This window comes from Vibrio sp. Isolate24, from assembly GCF_022398215.1.
GTDB classification, from domain to species: Bacteria; Pseudomonadota; Gammaproteobacteria; order Enterobacterales; family Vibrionaceae; genus Vibrio; species Vibrio coralliilyticus_A.
The window spans coordinates 638,949-655,193 of the sequence record NZ_JAKEUU010000002.1 but is presented as its reverse complement, the minus strand read 5'-3'; the positions used below and the strand labels follow the sequence as shown (position 1 = coordinate 655,193).

General features: G+C 44.2%; 14 protein-coding genes and 2 tRNA genes. 10 read left to right on the top strand and 6 right to left on the bottom strand.

Annotated elements, in window-relative coordinates:
• The first annotated feature begins 6 nt into the window (after positions 1-6).
• The 10 genes from L1D23_RS11265 to L1D23_RS11220 all read left to right on the top strand — a co-directional run bounded on the left by L1D23_RS11265 (position 7) and on the right by L1D23_RS11220 (position 9,588).
• A complete protein-coding gene (locus L1D23_RS11265; protein WP_239866332.1) occupies positions 7-1,458 on the top strand; it encodes a lipopolysaccharide biosynthesis protein in 1,452 nt (483 codons plus the stop codon).
• Positions 1,455-2,846: an O-antigen ligase family protein gene (locus L1D23_RS11260; protein ID WP_239866331.1), complete on the top strand. Its 1,392-nt coding sequence runs from the start codon at positions 1,455-1,457 to the stop codon at positions 2,844-2,846. The genes L1D23_RS11265 and L1D23_RS11260 overlap by 4 nt, the downstream gene beginning before the upstream one ends.
• Before the next feature lie 80 nt (positions 2,847-2,926).
• A complete protein-coding gene (locus L1D23_RS11255) occupies positions 2,927-3,652 on the top strand; it encodes an acyltransferase (protein ID WP_239866330.1) in 726 nt (241 codons plus the stop codon).
• The gene (locus tag L1D23_RS11250) at positions 3,652-4,767 is read left to right on the top strand and encodes a glycosyltransferase (RefSeq protein ID WP_239866328.1); all 1,116 of its coding nucleotides are present in this window, start codon (positions 3,652-3,654) and stop codon (positions 4,765-4,767) included. The genes L1D23_RS11255 and L1D23_RS11250 overlap by 1 nt, the downstream gene beginning before the upstream one ends.
• Positions 4,764-6,200 carry a chain-length determining protein gene (locus L1D23_RS11245; RefSeq protein WP_239866327.1) on the top strand — a complete coding sequence of 479 codons (1,437 nt, stop codon included), beginning with the start codon at positions 4,764-4,766 and terminating at the stop codon, positions 6,198-6,200. The genes L1D23_RS11250 and L1D23_RS11245 overlap by 4 nt, the downstream gene beginning before the upstream one ends.
• Positions 6,201-6,318: 118 nt before the next feature.
• The gene (locus tag L1D23_RS11240) at positions 6,319-7,410 is read left to right on the top strand and encodes a glycosyltransferase (protein WP_239866325.1); all 1,092 of its coding nucleotides are present in this window, start codon (positions 6,319-6,321) and stop codon (positions 7,408-7,410) included.
• On the top strand, positions 7,407-8,591 hold the full coding sequence (locus tag L1D23_RS11235; protein WP_239866323.1) for a glycosyltransferase family 2 protein: 1,185 nt from the start codon (positions 7,407-7,409) through the stop codon (positions 8,589-8,591). The genes L1D23_RS11240 and L1D23_RS11235 overlap by 4 nt, the downstream gene beginning before the upstream one ends.
• A 13-nt stretch (positions 8,592-8,604) precedes the next feature.
• Positions 8,605-9,243 (top strand): sugar transferase, encoded by a 639-nt coding sequence (locus tag L1D23_RS11230; protein ID WP_239866321.1) that lies wholly within the window; start codon positions 8,605-8,607, stop codon positions 9,241-9,243.
• Between the two features lie 158 nt (positions 9,244-9,401).
• Positions 9,402-9,478, top strand: a tRNA-Val gene (locus L1D23_RS11225).
• A 33-nt stretch (positions 9,479-9,511) separates the two neighbouring features.
• Positions 9,512-9,588: transfer RNA gene (locus L1D23_RS11220), tRNA-Val, on the top strand.
• A 68-nt stretch (positions 9,589-9,656) separates the two neighbouring features.
• On the opposite strand, the gene L1D23_RS11215 is transcribed toward L1D23_RS11220, so the two are convergent.
• The 6 genes from L1D23_RS11215 to L1D23_RS11190 form a co-directional block, all read right to left on the bottom strand.
• Entirely contained in the window at positions 9,657-9,833 is a 177-nt protein-coding gene (locus tag L1D23_RS11215; RefSeq protein ID WP_019277768.1) for a hypothetical protein, read from the bottom strand.
• Between the two features lie 182 nt (positions 9,834-10,015).
• Positions 10,016-10,486, bottom strand: a complete 471-nt coding sequence (locus tag L1D23_RS11210; RefSeq protein ID WP_239866319.1) for a DUF2127 domain-containing protein — start codon at positions 10,484-10,486, stop codon at positions 10,016-10,018.
• A gap of 171 nt (positions 10,487-10,657) precedes the next feature.
• Positions 10,658-11,452 carry an NPP1 family protein gene (locus tag L1D23_RS11205; RefSeq protein ID WP_239866317.1) on the bottom strand — a complete coding sequence of 265 codons (795 nt, stop codon included), beginning with the start codon at positions 11,450-11,452 and terminating at the stop codon, positions 10,658-10,660.
• Positions 11,453-11,675: 223 nt separating this feature from the next.
• Positions 11,676-12,968 (bottom strand): lysine N(6)-hydroxylase/L-ornithine N(5)-oxygenase family protein, encoded by a 1,293-nt coding sequence (locus L1D23_RS11200; RefSeq protein ID WP_239866316.1) that lies wholly within the window; start codon positions 12,966-12,968, stop codon positions 11,676-11,678.
• 75 nt (positions 12,969-13,043) lie between these two features.
• Positions 13,044-14,012: a GNAT family N-acetyltransferase gene (locus L1D23_RS11195; protein WP_239866314.1), complete on the bottom strand. Its 969-nt coding sequence runs from the start codon at positions 14,010-14,012 to the stop codon at positions 13,044-13,046.
• Positions 14,002-16,233 (bottom strand): TonB-dependent siderophore receptor, encoded by a 2,232-nt coding sequence (locus L1D23_RS11190; RefSeq protein WP_239866313.1) that lies wholly within the window; start codon positions 16,231-16,233, stop codon positions 14,002-14,004. The genes L1D23_RS11195 and L1D23_RS11190 overlap by 11 nt, the downstream gene beginning before the upstream one ends.
• Between the last annotated feature and the right edge of the window lie 12 nt (positions 16,234-16,245).

The following is a 16,245-nucleotide window of genomic DNA, read 5'->3' as shown; positions in this document are numbered from 1 at the left end:
CATGTTATGCGACATAGAATATTGCAGTGGTTTAAACAAGACAACGTCACCAGTATGGCGCTCTATGCTCTGAACCTGCTTATGATGAAAGGGACATCTCTACTCATGCTCCCCTTCATGGCAAGTTACTTAACACCATCACAGTTTGGCCACCTTGAATTACTTTCTATCACCACTGTTTTTTTTAGCCTGATGGTCGGTTTAGCAATGCACGAAAATCTTTATCGCTTCATTGGTACGATAAAGGATGCATCAACTCGCTTTGCTCGAGTATGCGAATTGTACTCCAGTTCTTTTTCGACATCCTTGCTACTCGCAGGGGTATTATTCGCAGGTTATTTTGCCGTGTCTCATGCAGCGTTAACCATCAACACTGAACAAATGGCACTGATAACGATCGTAGTAATAGTTGAGGCACCTCTCGCAATTTGCTTAGCTTGGTTAAGACTAAACAACAAGGCGGTGACTTTTTTCAAAATCAGTTTTGTTACTTTGCTCATTCAGGTCTCTCTGGTCATTTTGATACTCACCAACAATCCAGATGTTACTTTATTATTTAGCGTTGGCGTTCTGTGTGCCGTACTTCAGGTAACTTATCTCCATTTCCACAACAAGCTTTCTTTCAAACTGCCTACCCTTGTTCACTACAAACGCTACATCCAATACTCGTTCCCTTTGATGTTATCAGCCGCAGTCGCATTTGGACTTTCTGGTGCCGAGCGATGGATCATTGCCGAAGCGCACACATTAGAAACCTTAGGTGTTTATGCAGTTGCCGCCAAATTTGCCCTTGCGTTGGGGATTCTGATTCAACCTTTCCATATGTGGTGGATGCCAAAGCGCTTTGAAGTACTTGAAACTCTCGGCAAGGAAAAAGTCGCGCTTAACACTCAACACGGCATTATCGCTTTGTGTTTCCTGAGTGTCATTGTTATGTGGATGAGCCAATGTTTTATCAGTCTTGCGCTACCCAGTGACTACCAATCTGCAGGTCAGCTTGTTGTTCTGTGTATCGTAATAATGTTGCTCAAAGAAATGGTAGAAATGCTCAATATCGGTGTGTTGTATGCAAAGCAAACAAGCAAGCTTTTTATTATCAATATTGTTGCGACAGCAGTGGCACTCGTCAGTGCTTGGCTGACTAAAGAAACAGGCGTTACAGCTATCTTACTCAGCCTGTGTATGGGCCAGTTTATTCGCCTTACTTTGATATACCACCTAAGCCAGTCACTATGCCATATTCCCTATAGGTATGGCGCATTGTTGGCGTTTGTCCTTATTAGTTCAATATTCACGATCAGTGGATGGTTCAATCATTCATTAGAAACGGCTGGAGTAATGCTGGTATTGCAACCTATGGCGCTAATCGCATTGCTGCACAAACTAAGATTTATTTCGCTTTCTGCAGGTTCTGTCCAAAAAGCTCATCGTCATAATCATGTGGAGCGTACACTATGATGCATGCAGATAAGCTTTATCCAGCCGTCATTACCTCTGGCGTATGTATCTTCATTGCACTGGTTTGGAAGCTCGTCCCTCATCCTGCTGTTGCCATTGTGATTAGCATGATGCCTCTTGGGATACTTTTCGTGCTAAACCAAACTTTTTGGTTGGTCAGCTTATTTGTCCTGTTTTCATTTTTCAGAATTCACGAAGCCATCCCTGCTCTTTACTCGCTAAAAATCCCTTTGTTACTTTCAGTCGGAGCCTTAAGTGCTCTGCTGTGGCATAGTTTAATCAGCAAAAATCTTCAGATGTTCTGGCATCAGAGCCTGACTTGGTTCGCAGTGTTTTGGCTGTTGGTGCTTGTTGGAGCCGTATTATCATCCAACCCCGGTTTAGCTATTACCTACTTCAAGTCGATCTATTGGAAGATCATCGTCATGACTCTGGCAATCGCATGGCTCGTAAATAGCGTTCAAAATGTCAAACGCATTAGTATTCTAATCGTATTAGCAGGAAGTCTGATTGCATTTGTAGCCCTATCCAATTCCATTAATGGCATTGGCCTAGTAGAAGGAACACGTGTCACCATTGGCCGTCAACTTGGTTCAGTTTTGGGTGACCCAAATGATTTGTCACTAGTACTTATGTTCCCCCTTGCCTTTGCCATCAGTTTGATGACCACAAAAAACCTTGGCAGCGTTCGAATTCTAGGTTTAGTCGCTACGATATTGGCGTTGAGTGCTGTTATCGCAACCCAAAGCCGAGGTGGATTACTCGGATCAATCGCGGTATTCGGAATATTCGGCTTGCGTATTATACGTTCCAAATTTCTACTCGCGTTGATTGGAACTATCGGTTTACTTGTTCTGTTTGCAGCAGCGGGGATTTCTGACAGACAGTCAGGAGGCGCAGCTGAAGAAGGCATTGATGCTTCAGCGATGGGCCGGCTCTATGCTTGGGAAGCGGCTTTTGGTATGGCTGTGGCCAATCCTTTAACAGGCGTTGGACTGAACAACTTCTACGCCAATTACTTTTTCTATAGCCCTCACTGGGATGGACTAAACCATGCCGTACATTCGACCTGGTTTGGTGTGCTAGCAGAAACAGGTTTCCTTGGCCTGATAGTATTCATTGGGTGTATCTACTCACTGGTCAAAACCAGCAAACAAACGCTGTCACTTCTAGATGCAGTGCCAGATAATTACTCCCCTTACCTTCACGCAACAGCCGCGGCAGTATACGCTGGCATTATGGGCACAATCGTGTCGGGCACATTCCTCACTCAAGGCTTTACCTGGCCTATTTATATCCTTGCCGCTCTATGCATCGCCCTGAATCGTATTGTTCAAAACCATTCTCAAAATGAGAATACGCAGAAGAACGACAAGATTCATATATAACCAGTTGTTTTTAATAAGTTTAATTTTTGGCACGTTACGTGTAACACCTCCTATTGAAATATAAAAATGCGGAGGCGCTTATGCTGGCTACACACATTAACGAGGTCAAGATTTGGCTAAAAGAGAACCCGAACCCTGTTTATCGCAAATTGTTTGTCATTTTGAAAAACATTCGCGCTTGCGACCTTCCAACTCCAAGTATCTTCAATAAAACAACTGCTTTTCTCTACAACGGAAGCAAAGCCCTCTTTGCCAATATGGTTAGAATTCTGATTCACACGCCAGCCTTTAAAGGCCGCCTCACTCAATTTGGCAAACGACTTTATCTATTTGGTGGTGTTCCACTCATAACTGGCCCCCTTAAAATTTATTTGGGAGACGACTGCAGGATCTCAGGACAAAGCACATTCAGCGGTCGAACCCAATCATTAGAAACAGAGCTTATCGTTGGCAACAACGTCGACATCGGATGGCAAACCACAATAGCGGTTGGTAAACGCATTGTTATTGGCGACAACGTAAGAATGGCCGGTAGAGCGTTTCTCTTTGGTTATTCTGGCCATTCTTTACACGCGGGGAAAAGAGCCTTGGGGGCTGGCGATAGTGAAAGAGACATTGGCAACATCACCTTAGAAAGAGACGTTTGGTTAGGCACAAATGTTACCGTCTGCCCGAACGTTACTATCGGTCAAGGTACCATCGTAGGGGCTGGCAGTGTTGTAACGAAAAGCCTTCCTTCCTATGTTGTTGCAGCTGGCAACCCCGCCAAAGTGGTTCGTAAACTAACGAGTAAGGAGATGGAATAATGCGTGATCTCATCGTATTTGGCGAAGACTTTGGAGGCTTACCTTCAAGTACACAACACATCGTTTCTCGACTAGCTGCGAATAGAAAAGTGCTTTGGGTTAACTCAATCGGCCTACGTCAGCCTAAGCTTAATAAAAAAGATTTTGCTCGGGCTTTCGCCAAACTACTAGGCCAAAGCAAAAAAGGCTACTCGTCGAAGAATGAGCAACTGAGTACAAATATCACTGTCGTAAACTTAAAAACTATCCCTGCTCCAAAATCTTCGTGGGCAAGGGAAATAGCAAAGTCTATGCTACTAGCTCAACTCAAGCCCATCATCGAAAAACTGGGGCTAAAAAAACCGATTTTGTGGACTTCTCTTCCGACTGCAGCGGACTTATGTGGCAGCCTAGATGAAGCTGCGGTTGTTTATTACTGTGGAGACGATTTCAACTCACTTGCTGGTGTTGATCATGAAACAGTGAGTAATCATGAGAGAAGGCTGGCTGAGAAAGCTCACCTTATCTTGGGTGCAAGCGAGGAAATCTGCAAAAAGTTTGACGGATTAAAAACCGCGCACATCCCTCATGGCGTAGACTATGAATTATTTAACACCTCAGTAAGCCGTGCTCGAGACCTTCCCTTAGACGGTAAGCCCATTGCTGGTTTTTACGGCAGCATATCCCAATGGCTGGACTATAAATTGATAGCTCAAGTCTGTTTGGATAATCCTCACTGGAACTTCGTTTTTATAGGGCCATTGGAACTAGATCATAATCCTCTGCCGAATTTTCCAAATGTATTTTACTTGGGCCCAAAACCACACCGAGAGTTGCCTCGATACAGTCAGCACTGGGATGCGAGCATGCTGCCTTTCTTGTTCAATGATCAGATTCAAGCCTGTAGCCCTTTAAAACTGATGGAGTACCTAGCAGCCGGAACACCTGTAGTTACAACGCCGTTTCCAGCACTTGCTCCTTATCGATCACACGTCAGTATTGCCAACGATGCGAAACAGTTTAGCCAATCACTTAATCAGGTTCTCAGTATAGAAAACACTGATACCGAGATTGTTCGTCGCGACAGCTGGGATGCTCGAAGTCGAGTTGTCAATCAGCTTCTGGAGTCACTATGAATGAACTGAAACTGCGCTTTATCATTATACTTAATGCAGCTTGGAGGCAGAGGTACGTAATTGTTCTACCAATGCTGATCATGCCTTTTGCTGGATACTTCGTCGGGAAAATGGCTCCGGAGAAATACGTTTCCCATACCAGTATGCTGATTCAGGAAACAGCAAAAATGAACCCGTTTCTGGAAGATATCGCAGTTTCAACCATGCTCAAGGAGCGTTTGGCAGCTCTGAGTACCTTGCTCAAGAGTCGACATATTTTAAGATCCGTTGCCAAAGAGCGTGGACTGATTGACGATTCAATGACCCCTTTTCAAGTGGATCAAGTCATCGCAGAGCTCGCAGCAAGCTTAACGGTTACCCAACCTGGAAAGGATTTCCTTAAAATCCAGCTTTCTTCTGCTCAACCTCAAGGCATGAAAGAATTATTAGAATCTGTCAGCGAGCACTTTATAGAGCAAATGCTGGCCCCAGAACGCTCTTCAATCAAAGATTCAAGTGAGTTTCTCACCATGCATATTGATAAGCGAAGAGAAGATCTCGACTTAGCAGAAACAGCACTTGCCGATTTTAAGAACAAAAACGCCTCCGTTACGCCTGAAATGCAAAGTCAGAGTCTTGCGAGGCTTGCTAGCCTGAAGCAAAACTTAGCCGAAAAAGAGGCGGAACTTGCTGGGGTTGAGCGGAGTCTGGGCTCACTCGATCAGCAACTGTCTAAAACCAACCCCGTCGTTGGTAAAATTGAAGATCAAATCATAGAAATTCGCAGTGAGCTAACTTTACTAAGAGCTAAATATACTGATAGTCATAGCGCTGTCCTCGGCAAACAGCGGGAACTTCGTCGACTTGAAAACGAACGTTCGGAACTTCTTAAAGTTGAGCAGCCAAATATCAGCAGCGACCAACTTTGGGATATCGCGAGTAGCAACACTTTGTCTGACATCAGCCAAATTCAACCTTTGCTCGTTACCCAGTTACACAGCCTTCAGCTAGTGCGGGGAAGGTTTGAGTCCCTGAGTGAAGAAACCAAAAGCTTGCGTAAAATGATTGAAGATCTTGAGCAACAAGCGAACCGCTTCGGCGACAACGCAAAAGACATGTTCCAGTTGCAGAGAGATGTTCAAATCAAAAGACAACTCTACGATGAGTTGATTCAAAGGTATGAGATGGCTCAACTTACAGGCTCACTAGGTATCTTTGAGCAAAACAAGCGAGTCAAGATCATTGATTTACCTTATACGCCAAGTTCACCAGCTAACCTACCCATAGTCATATTTATTATCGCAGGGTTCGTCGCAGGCATTGGCCTAGGCTGCGGTATCGCTACGCTCATTGAGCTTTTTGATACTTCGGTTCGAAGCGCGAGTGAGTTGCAGTCTCTAACAGGCAAACAGGTGATCACTGCAATTCCTAAAATAAAACCGTTTCAATCATAAAGAATCTCAAAATAAAACACCTCACACATGAAAACTTAAAACACTGTTATATAGGGACTTTTTTTTGGCACAGGTTATGCAATTTCTAATTTAAACCATCGCACACCAAGGAAATCGCATGACCAGTCAACCGAAAACAACCATACATGTTGTTCAGCATTTGGCACCAGGTGGATTAGAAACATTAGCCATCAACATGCTCAAGTTTGCTAAACCAGACGAGAACGTTTTCCTGATCAGTCTCGAAGGAAGTCGCTGCGAAACATTGGCAAACTGGCCTAGCTTAAAGAACGTTGAAGATAAACTTATCTTTCTAACCAAGAAGCCCGGTTTTGATTTTGAGGCGATATCTAAACTGCGTAAACTATTCAAACAAATTAAACCTAGAGTCGTTCACACTCACCACATTGGGCCTCTGATTTATGGAGCGACTGCAGCTAAACTGGCAGGTGTACAACAAATAGTCCACACAGAACACGACGCTTGGCATCTTAACAACCAAAAACATCTTCTGTTGCAAAGCCTTGCCTTGAAATTATCCCGTCCCAATCTGGTGGCAGATGCTGGGCTAGTTAAAGAGCAATTAGATGAGAAACTCAACTATGCCAATATCACTGTAATAAAAAACGGCATAGACTGTGAAAGATTCAAACCGGGATCTCAGGCACAGGCACGCTGTGAGCTTGACCTACCTGCGCATGGAAAAATCATAGGCTCCGCTGGACGCCTCGAAAAAGTAAAAGGTCACGATATCCTTCTCAAGGCACTCCCTCTCATTAATAGCAATGTGACTCTCGCTATTGCAGGCATAGGAAGCCAAAAGGACGCATTAACACGACTGGCTGAAGACTTATCTATCTCTCATCAAGTACGGTTTCTCGATTTAGTTGAGGACATGCCAACCTTTTATCGTGCTCTCGATGTATTTTGCATGCCATCAAGATGCGAGGGTTTCCCCCTTGCTCCACTGGAAGCGCAAGCGTGTGGCGTTCCTACAGTCGCGACAAACGTTGGTGGTACCAATGAAACGTTATGTCCTATAACAAGTCAGCTTGCGGAAGCAGAAAATAGTAGTGAGCTTGCTTTAAAGCTATCCCAAATGTTGCTTGAGTCCCCTCAATCCTCACCACGCCAGTTTGTTGTCAACAATAACGACATTCGAAAAATGGTGGATGCCTATAGCGCAATAACACAGGAGGAATACGCATGATTGATCTGACCATTGGAATTTTCTTCACAATCTGTGCTGGGCTCATCGTCTATCACCATGTCGGCTACCCTCTTGTGCTTGCTTGGTATTCTAAGCGCCACCCTGTGGAAGCAGTAAAACCAATCGAACGTGGTTACAAGATCGCTCGTTCAGATAGACAATGTGCTGACATCACCATTCTTATCCCTGCATATAACGAAGAACAGTGGATCGCAGACAAAATTCGCAACTTAGCCTGTCTGGATTACCCGAAAGAGCACTATAAAGTCATCGTCGCTTGTGATGGTTGTACCGACAATACTGCTCAAGTGGCTCAGAACACGATTCAAGAAGCCATTTGCTGTGATACACATTTTGAAATTCGAGTATTTGAAGAGAACCGCGGAAAGGTTGCACTAGTGAATGAGCAGATGCTAACGATATCAAGTGACATTACAGCATTGAGCGATGTGTCAGCTCTGATTTCTGTCGATGCCCTGCTGGTCGCCAACCAACACTTCAAAGATAAAACTGTAGGTGCTGTTAACGGACATTACCAATTACTTTCTAGTGGCAGTGAAGGTGAAAGCAAATACTGGCAATACCAAAGCAGAATGAAACTGCATGAGGCGAGTTTGGGCAGCACACTTGGCGCTCATGGGGCTTTCTATTTGTTCAGAACTCACTTGTTTGAACCGCTCAAGCAAAACGTTATCAACGACGATTTCATCATTCCAATGGAGATTATTCGTAAAGGATATCGAGTGGACTACGACAAGGACATGATCGCATTAGAGCTTGAAGCAACCAACACCGACAACGACTTTAAACGTCGACTCAGAATTTCTGCTGGCAACATGCAGCAAGCCCTGCAATTGGCAGAATTGTTTTTACCACGATACAAAGGCGTCGCTTTTGCTTTCTTTTCAGGCAAAGGTTTAAGACTGATAACACCATACCTCATGATTCTGTGTCTGGCGCTTTCTGTCGTACTTATTCACCATCCACTATTTTTCATCGCGACCATTGCACAGCTCGCTGTTTACTCAGTTGCGATTCTGGGGCATGTGTTCCCACACATATTTAGCCATAAATACTGTCAATTAATCACATACATAGTAGCAGGACACTTTGCCAACCTAATTGGTGGCTTACGCTATTTGTTCGGTTTCGAAGCCACTCGTTGGACAAGAATTCAATGATAAGGAGCATCTTATGAGCAACGTATCTTCTTTATATTCAATCTGGTTAGCAAAACGTATCTTCGATTTTCTATGCGCAGTAATCGGGCTTTTAATGCTGTCACCCATTTTGCCCGCGATTGCCTTAGCCATAAAACTCGACTCCAAAGGACCTATTTTCTATAAGCAGCTGCGTGTGGGCAAATCGACACCAGAACAAATGATGTTCTTTGAAATCATTAAGTTTCGTACCATGTATATCGATGCAGAAACGCGTACAGGTGCAGTCTGGGCGACAGAGAACGATCCAAGAATTACTCCAGTCGGTCGTTTCCTGAGAAAGACACGCTTAGATGAGATCCCGCAGTTGTTTAATGTCATTCGCGGCGATATGTCATTAATTGGCCCACGCCCTGAACGCCCTAGCTTTTATAATAAGCTAGAAACGGCCATCCCTTACTTTGCTGACCGTACCTATGGAGTAATGCCAGGCATCACTGGGTTAGCGCAGGTTAATCAAGGCTATGACACCTGTATCGATGACGTTCGCAGAAAAGTCGGCTTTGACCATAGTTATGCCTTGTCACTGCGTTCGCTAAAATCTTGGATTCTAATGGATATCAGCATCATTACCAAAACACTCATCGTCATGGTCGACGGGCGAGGACGATAAATTAAGCACTTAGAGGAGAGCAATCCCGCTCTCCTTTTCTATTTTGGTATAAAAAAACGCCAATTCGATTAGTTGTGAAGCAAACAGTTTAAAAACCAATAATTTGCTCTTGCACGACCCAAAAAGTCTCGGTAATATCCATCTCGTTCTTAAGGAATGGGTCCGTAGCTCAGTTGGTTAGAGTACTACCTTGACATGGTAGGGGTCGGCGATTCGAGTTCGCCCGGACCCACCACTCCTTGCTTAAATGCACTAAGAACGAAAATTTGGGTCCGTAGCTCAGTTGGTTAGAGTACTACCTTGACATGGTAGGGGTCGGCGATTCGAGTTCGCCCGGACCCACCAAATTTTATAACAAAGCCCGCTTATTGCGGGCTTTGTTGTTTTTGGAGTTTTCATTAAACCATCTATGTCTAATGCGCTTCCTCTAGCCGTTTTTCATTACCGAGTATCGTGTACTCTTGGCTAGCCTGCTCTAGCGTGTTCTGATATCCATCATATGAACACTCTCCAATATCGTTTCGCGGACATATGGAAACATGATTCTTGTCGATCATCTCTATTCCACAGTTCGGGCAATATCTATCCATGGCAACCTCCTGACGTTGTCTGCCTTGTACATACAGGTTCATACCCTGCACTAGACACTCTAGCCTTTTTCCGCTTCGAAACCAGCGATACTGCTCTCAGGTTTTCAGCTTTTTACACTCTATTACAGTATTTGCTGTACCCATGTTCAGGTTTGCATAACAAATATGATTTTCAGCACAAGCTAACTTTGTATAACTAATTCAAGCTTGGCTTGTAACGTTCTTGCAATATAGGCAATGATCAAGAGATTAACGATAAGTATCACAGCTCCAATTATGCCCGGGTGATGAATCAGGCCATACACTTCGAAAGGCACGTAGATCACACAACCTACCAGTGCTAGCCACTCCGTCCAACGAAGTCCTTTCCATAAGCCATAAGCCTCAACCCATCGAATAATCGTGTATGCCAATGCACCCAGCATAAACCATTGAACATTGCCTTGCGGAAATCGCCCCATCGCTTCTATGAACACACCCGGTAAATGATGAGCTGGGTTTAAATGAGCGTGCAACACCAGAGCCTCAGCCCACTGCTGCAAATCTTTTCCAGCTAAAAGGTGTAATCCCAAAGCGACAGAAAACGACAACAGTCCTTTCATTGCTTCGAGAATCGCAATCAGCTTTAACCCTGGTTTCGCATGTACTTGCATCTATTCAACTTCCTCATGCAATGCGTTGAGATATAACCCAACCGAAAGTAACACGTTGATTAATTGCTTCATGAAGATTGTGTCAATTTTTCACTTTGACCGAACATGCTGAATCACGCATAGAAGAAGAGAAATGGCCTAATATGGATTAGGCCATTCGATTTACTACGTTTAATAAGGATTGGAAGCTTCGACACTCTGCTGGGTAAATTGCGGGAACCCAGCTGGTCGCCACTGATTAATGTGGGTAAGAAAAGAGCTATCTTTCACTTTGATTGACGCTTTTCCATAGTCAAAGCTATTGAGTTTATTGCGCATAGCTTCATTGGAGAGGTTGTCACCTGACAGTTCATACCAAGAAGTTATTGGCGGCGTTACAAATTGTCCATAGTGATTTTCTGCAACCTCATTGTCTTTGGCAAAACGAATGCAATGGGTCAAAATACCATCCTTGTGGTAAACCACTTTTAGATGTTCGCCTTTCATTGGTAACTGTTCTCTTGGCTTGGTTTCCAAATCACCATGGCAACTCACCGAACCATATGCGACAGCATCATCAATTGTCCAGATGATGACTGATTCCCAGTCGTGGCGATGACCCCCTAACCCAATTCCCGGAATTGCCTGATCTTTTTCATAATAGGTGTCATAGGCTTGAGCACAGCACTCCTGCCCATCACTTCCCTGTATGCAAGCGTAACGGTGAAGGGTATTGGAAATATCGAGAAAGCCTGCATCTCTACAACTTCCATTGAGCGCACCAGATGGTTTCAATCCCGGATTCATTTCTCCATTGCGGCTTATACCCGCAGCGGGATAGCAACCGTCACCATCCCAATCGAAAACAGGAACCTGAGCAGATATATCAATCAAACTGGGTAGTGCTTCATCCAATCCTGGGAACTCTGCTGCATTGAGCGACATAGGAGCACTGAGTAGAACGGTAGTTATTATTTTCTTCTTCATAAAAGCCTCTGGACCAACGTTGTGTTTAAAGTGGTGGTTTTACAACCAGCACAAACATAGGCGTGATAAAGAAACAACCGCCAGAGCTCGCTCACAGTTCTTTAATTCCTCTTAGTTATGAGGCATATTTTTGTTCATTAAGCTCTTAATTATCAATAAGTAACCCAAAAAACAAAAAGGCCGTAACACTTTATGTTACGGCCCTCATAGTCTGTTTGATGCTTTAAGCTTCTTCTGCGACTTTTTCTGTTTCAAAGTTGGCGAATAGCGAGTCAACAATCTCTTTCGAACGTACTGCCAGAACAGAAAGCAAAGTATCGCTCAGACCATGTGATGATTCACAGCAACCTTGAAGGAATACGTTCACTTTGCAAGATTCCTGCATTGGTAGACGATAATGACGCTCAACCTGCTTATCCGACATTAGTGGTTCTAGTTTGTTCAACATTTGGTTGAACTGGTCGTAACGATAGCCAGTAGCAAGGACAACTGCATCGTAGTCGTGCCAGTTTTGCTCGCTATGAATGCGATCATTATAACGAAGCGCAATCTTACCTTCTTTCTGCCCTACTTCTTGAATATCGTGACAGCGCAGATGTTGGTGCTTGCCTTCGCCAGTCACGCGCTGAAGGTATAGACGCTCATAAATAGCGCTAAGCTCTTCTGTATCTACAACGGAATAGTTTGTGCCATTGAAGCGAGAAAGGATGGTTTTACGCTCTTCATCAGTGCTCTTGTATACGTGATCCGTGAACTCAGGATCGAAGATCTCGTTAACGAATGCACTGTCATCTGCTGGGTGTAGAGCAAAATTACGGTTGACGAGGTGAACTTCACCTTCTTCATAACGGTTTGTCAGGTCAACGAAGATCTCGGCAGCACTTTGACCTGCACCGACAACCGCAATCTTAGGCGTTTCCGTACCAGCATTAAACTGTTCACGCCACACCTTGTATTTCGATGAGTGGATCACCTTCTCGTCATTCAGGCCACTAAACAGATCTGGAAGTTTCGGCATACCACCCATACCAATCAATAGGTTTTTCGCAATACGTACTGTTTGGTTGCCATTGATATCCGTTGAAATAACGCGAACTTTGGTAATTTCGCCATCAACTTCAATCGGTTCGATGTCGATAACGCGTTGTCCATAAGTCACGACAGAATCAAACTGGTTTGCAACCCAAGTCAGGTAGTCATTGAATTCGACGCGTGAAGGGTGCAAAGAGCCCAAGTTGATGAATGAACTTAAGCGGTCATGTGAATGTAGGTAGTTCACAAAGGAATAAGGGCTGGTTGGATTGCGCAGCGTCACCAAATCTTTCAAACAAGAAATCTGCATTCGAGTGCCATCTAGCAACATGCCACCATGCCATTCGAAATGAGATTTTTGCTCTAGGAAGCAGTAACTTAATTCTTGGTTCTGCGCCGTTTCTTCTAACGCAATCGCAATTGATAAGTTAGCAGGGCCAAAGCCCACGCCAAGCACATCATATTCCTTAATCTGGTCTGTCATTTTTGTAACCTCATGTTTTTCCGTTGAGCTCTTTGGCTCTCTATCCCCGAGACACCCTAAAACTGGGTCGCGATACTAAAAGCAATCGCTAAAGAAGGTATCTCTCAACTGACACATTAGAGCTGCCCTCTTATGAGGGAAGTCGAATTCTTTTAATTTGGCGAAACCGAATTTCTGCAGATAACCAATCATCTTGGCGTTATCTGCTCTTGGTTCGCTGACAATTTTCTCTGTCCTTGGATCGGACAGGTAAAGGAAGTGGCATACTGAAGGAAGCCAAGCGGCGACCTTGTGACTGCCACGGTGATGCTCTTCACCAACAAGCATGTGAATACCGCGATCGTAATCGCCTGCTGCATAATACGGCGCGATGCGATCTTCTTTTGTCCAATAGGCTTCAATGTAAGCAAAGGGCTCGTTATTGAGGCACACAATCAAGAGCTGGTTTTTATCATTGACCAATTGCTCCTCTAGATAAGCTTTATGCTCTTCTAAAGTGCCTGTCTGCTCCCAAAACGCAGCCACTCGTCCACTGTTTTGCCATTTTGAAAACAGCTCAGCATGCTGCTCTACATCAAACCCAACCAGAGACAGCGTCTGCTCTAGCTCAGGAATGTAGCGGCTGTACAACTCACCTTTTTGAGGTCTTGGACGAAGAGGATGATAGCCATTAGAAGCGAGAATCTGCTTATGTGGGATAGCGCGACGCTGCTGCTTTAGCCAAAGTTCTGGCAACTGCAGTAAAGTTTCTCGCCAAACCAGACGAATACCTTCACCTGTGACATGAGTGATGTCGTTTAACGATGAGAAAGTAAATTCGCCAAGATCAATACAACGAATATCCGTACGGTGCTCAAGCATAAGGACAAAAGCTTGAACCACTTCCTTATCATTGATGGCACTGCTGGTCACACGCCAATAACCGCCACTTTCCTTGCTAAGTGTTAACTGACCACTTGGCATCTCAACGCAACATGTATCCCCTTGTTGCTGAACACTCTGCCCAAAGGGCAGAGTGTCGAGGGTATCACGGTTACCAGTCATAGCTCAGACTCGCGATAACATTGCGGCTGTCACCGTAGTAACACCAAGTATTACCCGTACAAGTTGCTATGTATTTTTTGTCAAAGATGTTCTTCGCGGCAACTTGGAATTTATAGTCATCAATTCGGTAGCTAACCGTTGCATCATAAAGTGTATAAGAAGGGACAGTATTTGCATTATCATTTCCAGCATAGCTATCACTTGTATAACGTACACCACCACCTATACTGAGACCGTCAAAGGTACCACCAAAGAATTGGTATTTAGCCCAAGCCGAAGCTGTAGTATCCGCCACCTGCTGGGGCTGATTACCTATTATGGACGTGTTTGTATCATCTTTGATTTCAGAATCAACGTAAGATAAGTTACCAATCAAAGTGAGAGCCTGAGTAACATTCGCTACCGCACCAAGTTCCATACCTCGGTTACGTATTTCCCCGATTTGCTTGATTTCTGAATTAACCGATTGGACAACATCCTTTTTAGTGGCTTCATAGACAGAAAAGTTAAAGTAACCATCAAAGCTTCTCGGTTGATACTTAACACCGGCTTCTATTGCTTCGCCCCGTTCTGGTTTAGCAGCTTGATTGTCCACTGTCTTAATGACTGGCTCGAAAGATTGCGCGTAAGTCACATATGGAGTAAAGCCATTGTTCATAACATAGGCAACAGCCGCACTTGAGGTCCATTCTTCGTAATCAGCTTTGTAAGTTTTTCCTGTGGACTGATTGCTATCTTCGTTTGACGTGTCGTCATATCGTAGACCTGCTTGGAACACCCAGTTGTGATACTTAATCTGATCTTGTACGTATAAGCCAAGCTGGCTGTTCTTAGTACTTGTTGTTTGCATATCGTCTTCGGTGACTTGGGTTACACCGTTGAGTAATACAATATTATTTGTATAACTAGGGTTGAAGATATTGAACGTTGGGTCGGGGATGCTTCCTACGCCAGGTATGGTTTTAAATTCATTACCATTAGTTATAGTTGGATCATTTGCAAACGTTTTGCTGTCTATATCTATACTCTGATAATCTATTCCTGTTAGTAAGGTATGGCTAAAATCACCAGTTTTAAACTCATAAACTAACCTGTTGTCAATATTGAAAGCATCTGATTGTCCTTTTTCAATAGATGCACCTCGTGAAATAGTTTGACGTGATCCAGTGGGATCCAATAAAGCACCGATACTATTACCGTTAAAAGTAGCATCCGCTGAATAGCCAGCAAAATACATCTGACGCAAGTCGATATCCATTCGGCTGTAGCGAGCAGATTGACCGAAACTCAAAGCACTATTGAATTGGTGTTCGAACTCATAACCCAAAGAAAGCTGTTCTCGTTCAAACCTTTCCCAGTCTGGGTTTCCTACTGCAACATCATCTGAGATTGTGCCATTAGGGTTACTCGTTAAGGTCCCTTCCATTGGTAAAAACTGTAGATACGGATCAGAATCATCTTTTTGATAGCTAGTTAGGAAGGTAATGCTACTGCTGTCGTTAATGTTCCACGCTAGAGACGGCGCTATCAAAATACGCTCGGCATCGACATTGTCGACTTTGGTACCATTCTTTCGGCCCATAGCGACAAGACGGAAAGCAACATCTTCATTGAGTTCACGGTTAACATCCAAGCTAATCTGAGTTCTATCATACGAACCATACTCAACCGCAACTTGACCTGAGCCGCCATCAAATTGAGGACGCTTGCTTACCGTATTGATCAAACCACCCGGTGGGTTTTGTCCGTAAAGTACGGAAGCTGGACCACGCAGAATTTCCACACGTTCTAATGCAAATGGGTCAATCTGCCAGCTGTAGAAGCCTGCCGAATATAGGCGCGTCCCATCTTGGTAAAGCCCATTATTTGCTTGCGTGAAACCACGAATAACAAACCAATCTTGTTTGTTATCCTCACCATAAAAATTAGCTTGAATACCCGGCGTATACTGAAGTGCGTCTGAGATGCTGATTGACGCGCGGTCATCCATCTGCTCGCGAGTAACCACTGAAACCGCCCGTGGTGTTTCATGGATTGCTAAATCTGTTTTAGTCGCTGTACGACTTTTTTGGCCTAGGTAACTAAAATCTGGGCCTACAGCACTGTCGTGCTCTTGACCGATTACCACTACTGTTTCGTCTTCTGCTGCGTTTACTGCACCAGCAGATAGAGCGAACGCGACTGCCAAACAAGCTGGGCTCAGCAAAAACTGCCGATTCATGTCTCTCTCCTT

What these genes read in the sequence shown, in the direction of transcription:
- L1D23_RS11265 (WP_239866332.1), top strand. Translation starts at nt 7, where the DNA reads ATGCGACATAGAATATTGCAGTGGTTTAAACAAGACAACGTCACCAGT.
- L1D23_RS11260 (WP_239866331.1), top strand. Translation starts at nt 1,455, where the DNA reads ATGATGCATGCAGATAAGCTTTATCCAGCCGTCATTACCTCTGGCGTA.
- L1D23_RS11255 (WP_239866330.1), top strand. Translation starts at nt 2,927, where the DNA reads ATGCTGGCTACACACATTAACGAGGTCAAGATTTGGCTAAAAGAGAAC.
- L1D23_RS11250 (WP_239866328.1), top strand. Translation starts at nt 3,652, where the DNA reads ATGCGTGATCTCATCGTATTTGGCGAAGACTTTGGAGGCTTACCTTCA.
- L1D23_RS11245 (WP_239866327.1), top strand. Translation starts at nt 4,764, where the DNA reads ATGAATGAACTGAAACTGCGCTTTATCATTATACTTAATGCAGCTTGG.
- L1D23_RS11240 (WP_239866325.1), top strand. Translation starts at nt 6,319, where the DNA reads ATGACCAGTCAACCGAAAACAACCATACATGTTGTTCAGCATTTGGCA.
- L1D23_RS11235 (WP_239866323.1), top strand. Translation starts at nt 7,407, where the DNA reads ATGATTGATCTGACCATTGGAATTTTCTTCACAATCTGTGCTGGGCTC.
- L1D23_RS11230 (WP_239866321.1), top strand. Translation starts at nt 8,605, where the DNA reads ATGAGCAACGTATCTTCTTTATATTCAATCTGGTTAGCAAAACGTATC.
- L1D23_RS11215 (WP_019277768.1), bottom strand. Translation starts at nt 9,833, where the DNA reads ATGGATAGATATTGCCCGAACTGTGGAATAGAGATGATCGACAAGAAT.
- L1D23_RS11210 (WP_239866319.1), bottom strand. Translation starts at nt 10,486, where the DNA reads ATGCAAGTACATGCGAAACCAGGGTTAAAGCTGATTGCGATTCTCGAA.
- L1D23_RS11205 (WP_239866317.1), bottom strand. Translation starts at nt 11,452, where the DNA reads ATGAAGAAGAAAATAATAACTACCGTTCTACTCAGTGCTCCTATGTCG.
- L1D23_RS11200 (WP_239866316.1), bottom strand. Translation starts at nt 12,968, where the DNA reads ATGACAGACCAGATTAAGGAATATGATGTGCTTGGCGTGGGCTTTGGC.
- L1D23_RS11195 (WP_239866314.1), bottom strand. Translation starts at nt 14,012, where the DNA reads ATGACTGGTAACCGTGATACCCTCGACACTCTGCCCTTTGGGCAGAGT.
- L1D23_RS11190 (WP_239866313.1), bottom strand. Translation starts at nt 16,233, where the DNA reads ATGAATCGGCAGTTTTTGCTGAGCCCAGCTTGTTTGGCAGTCGCGTTC.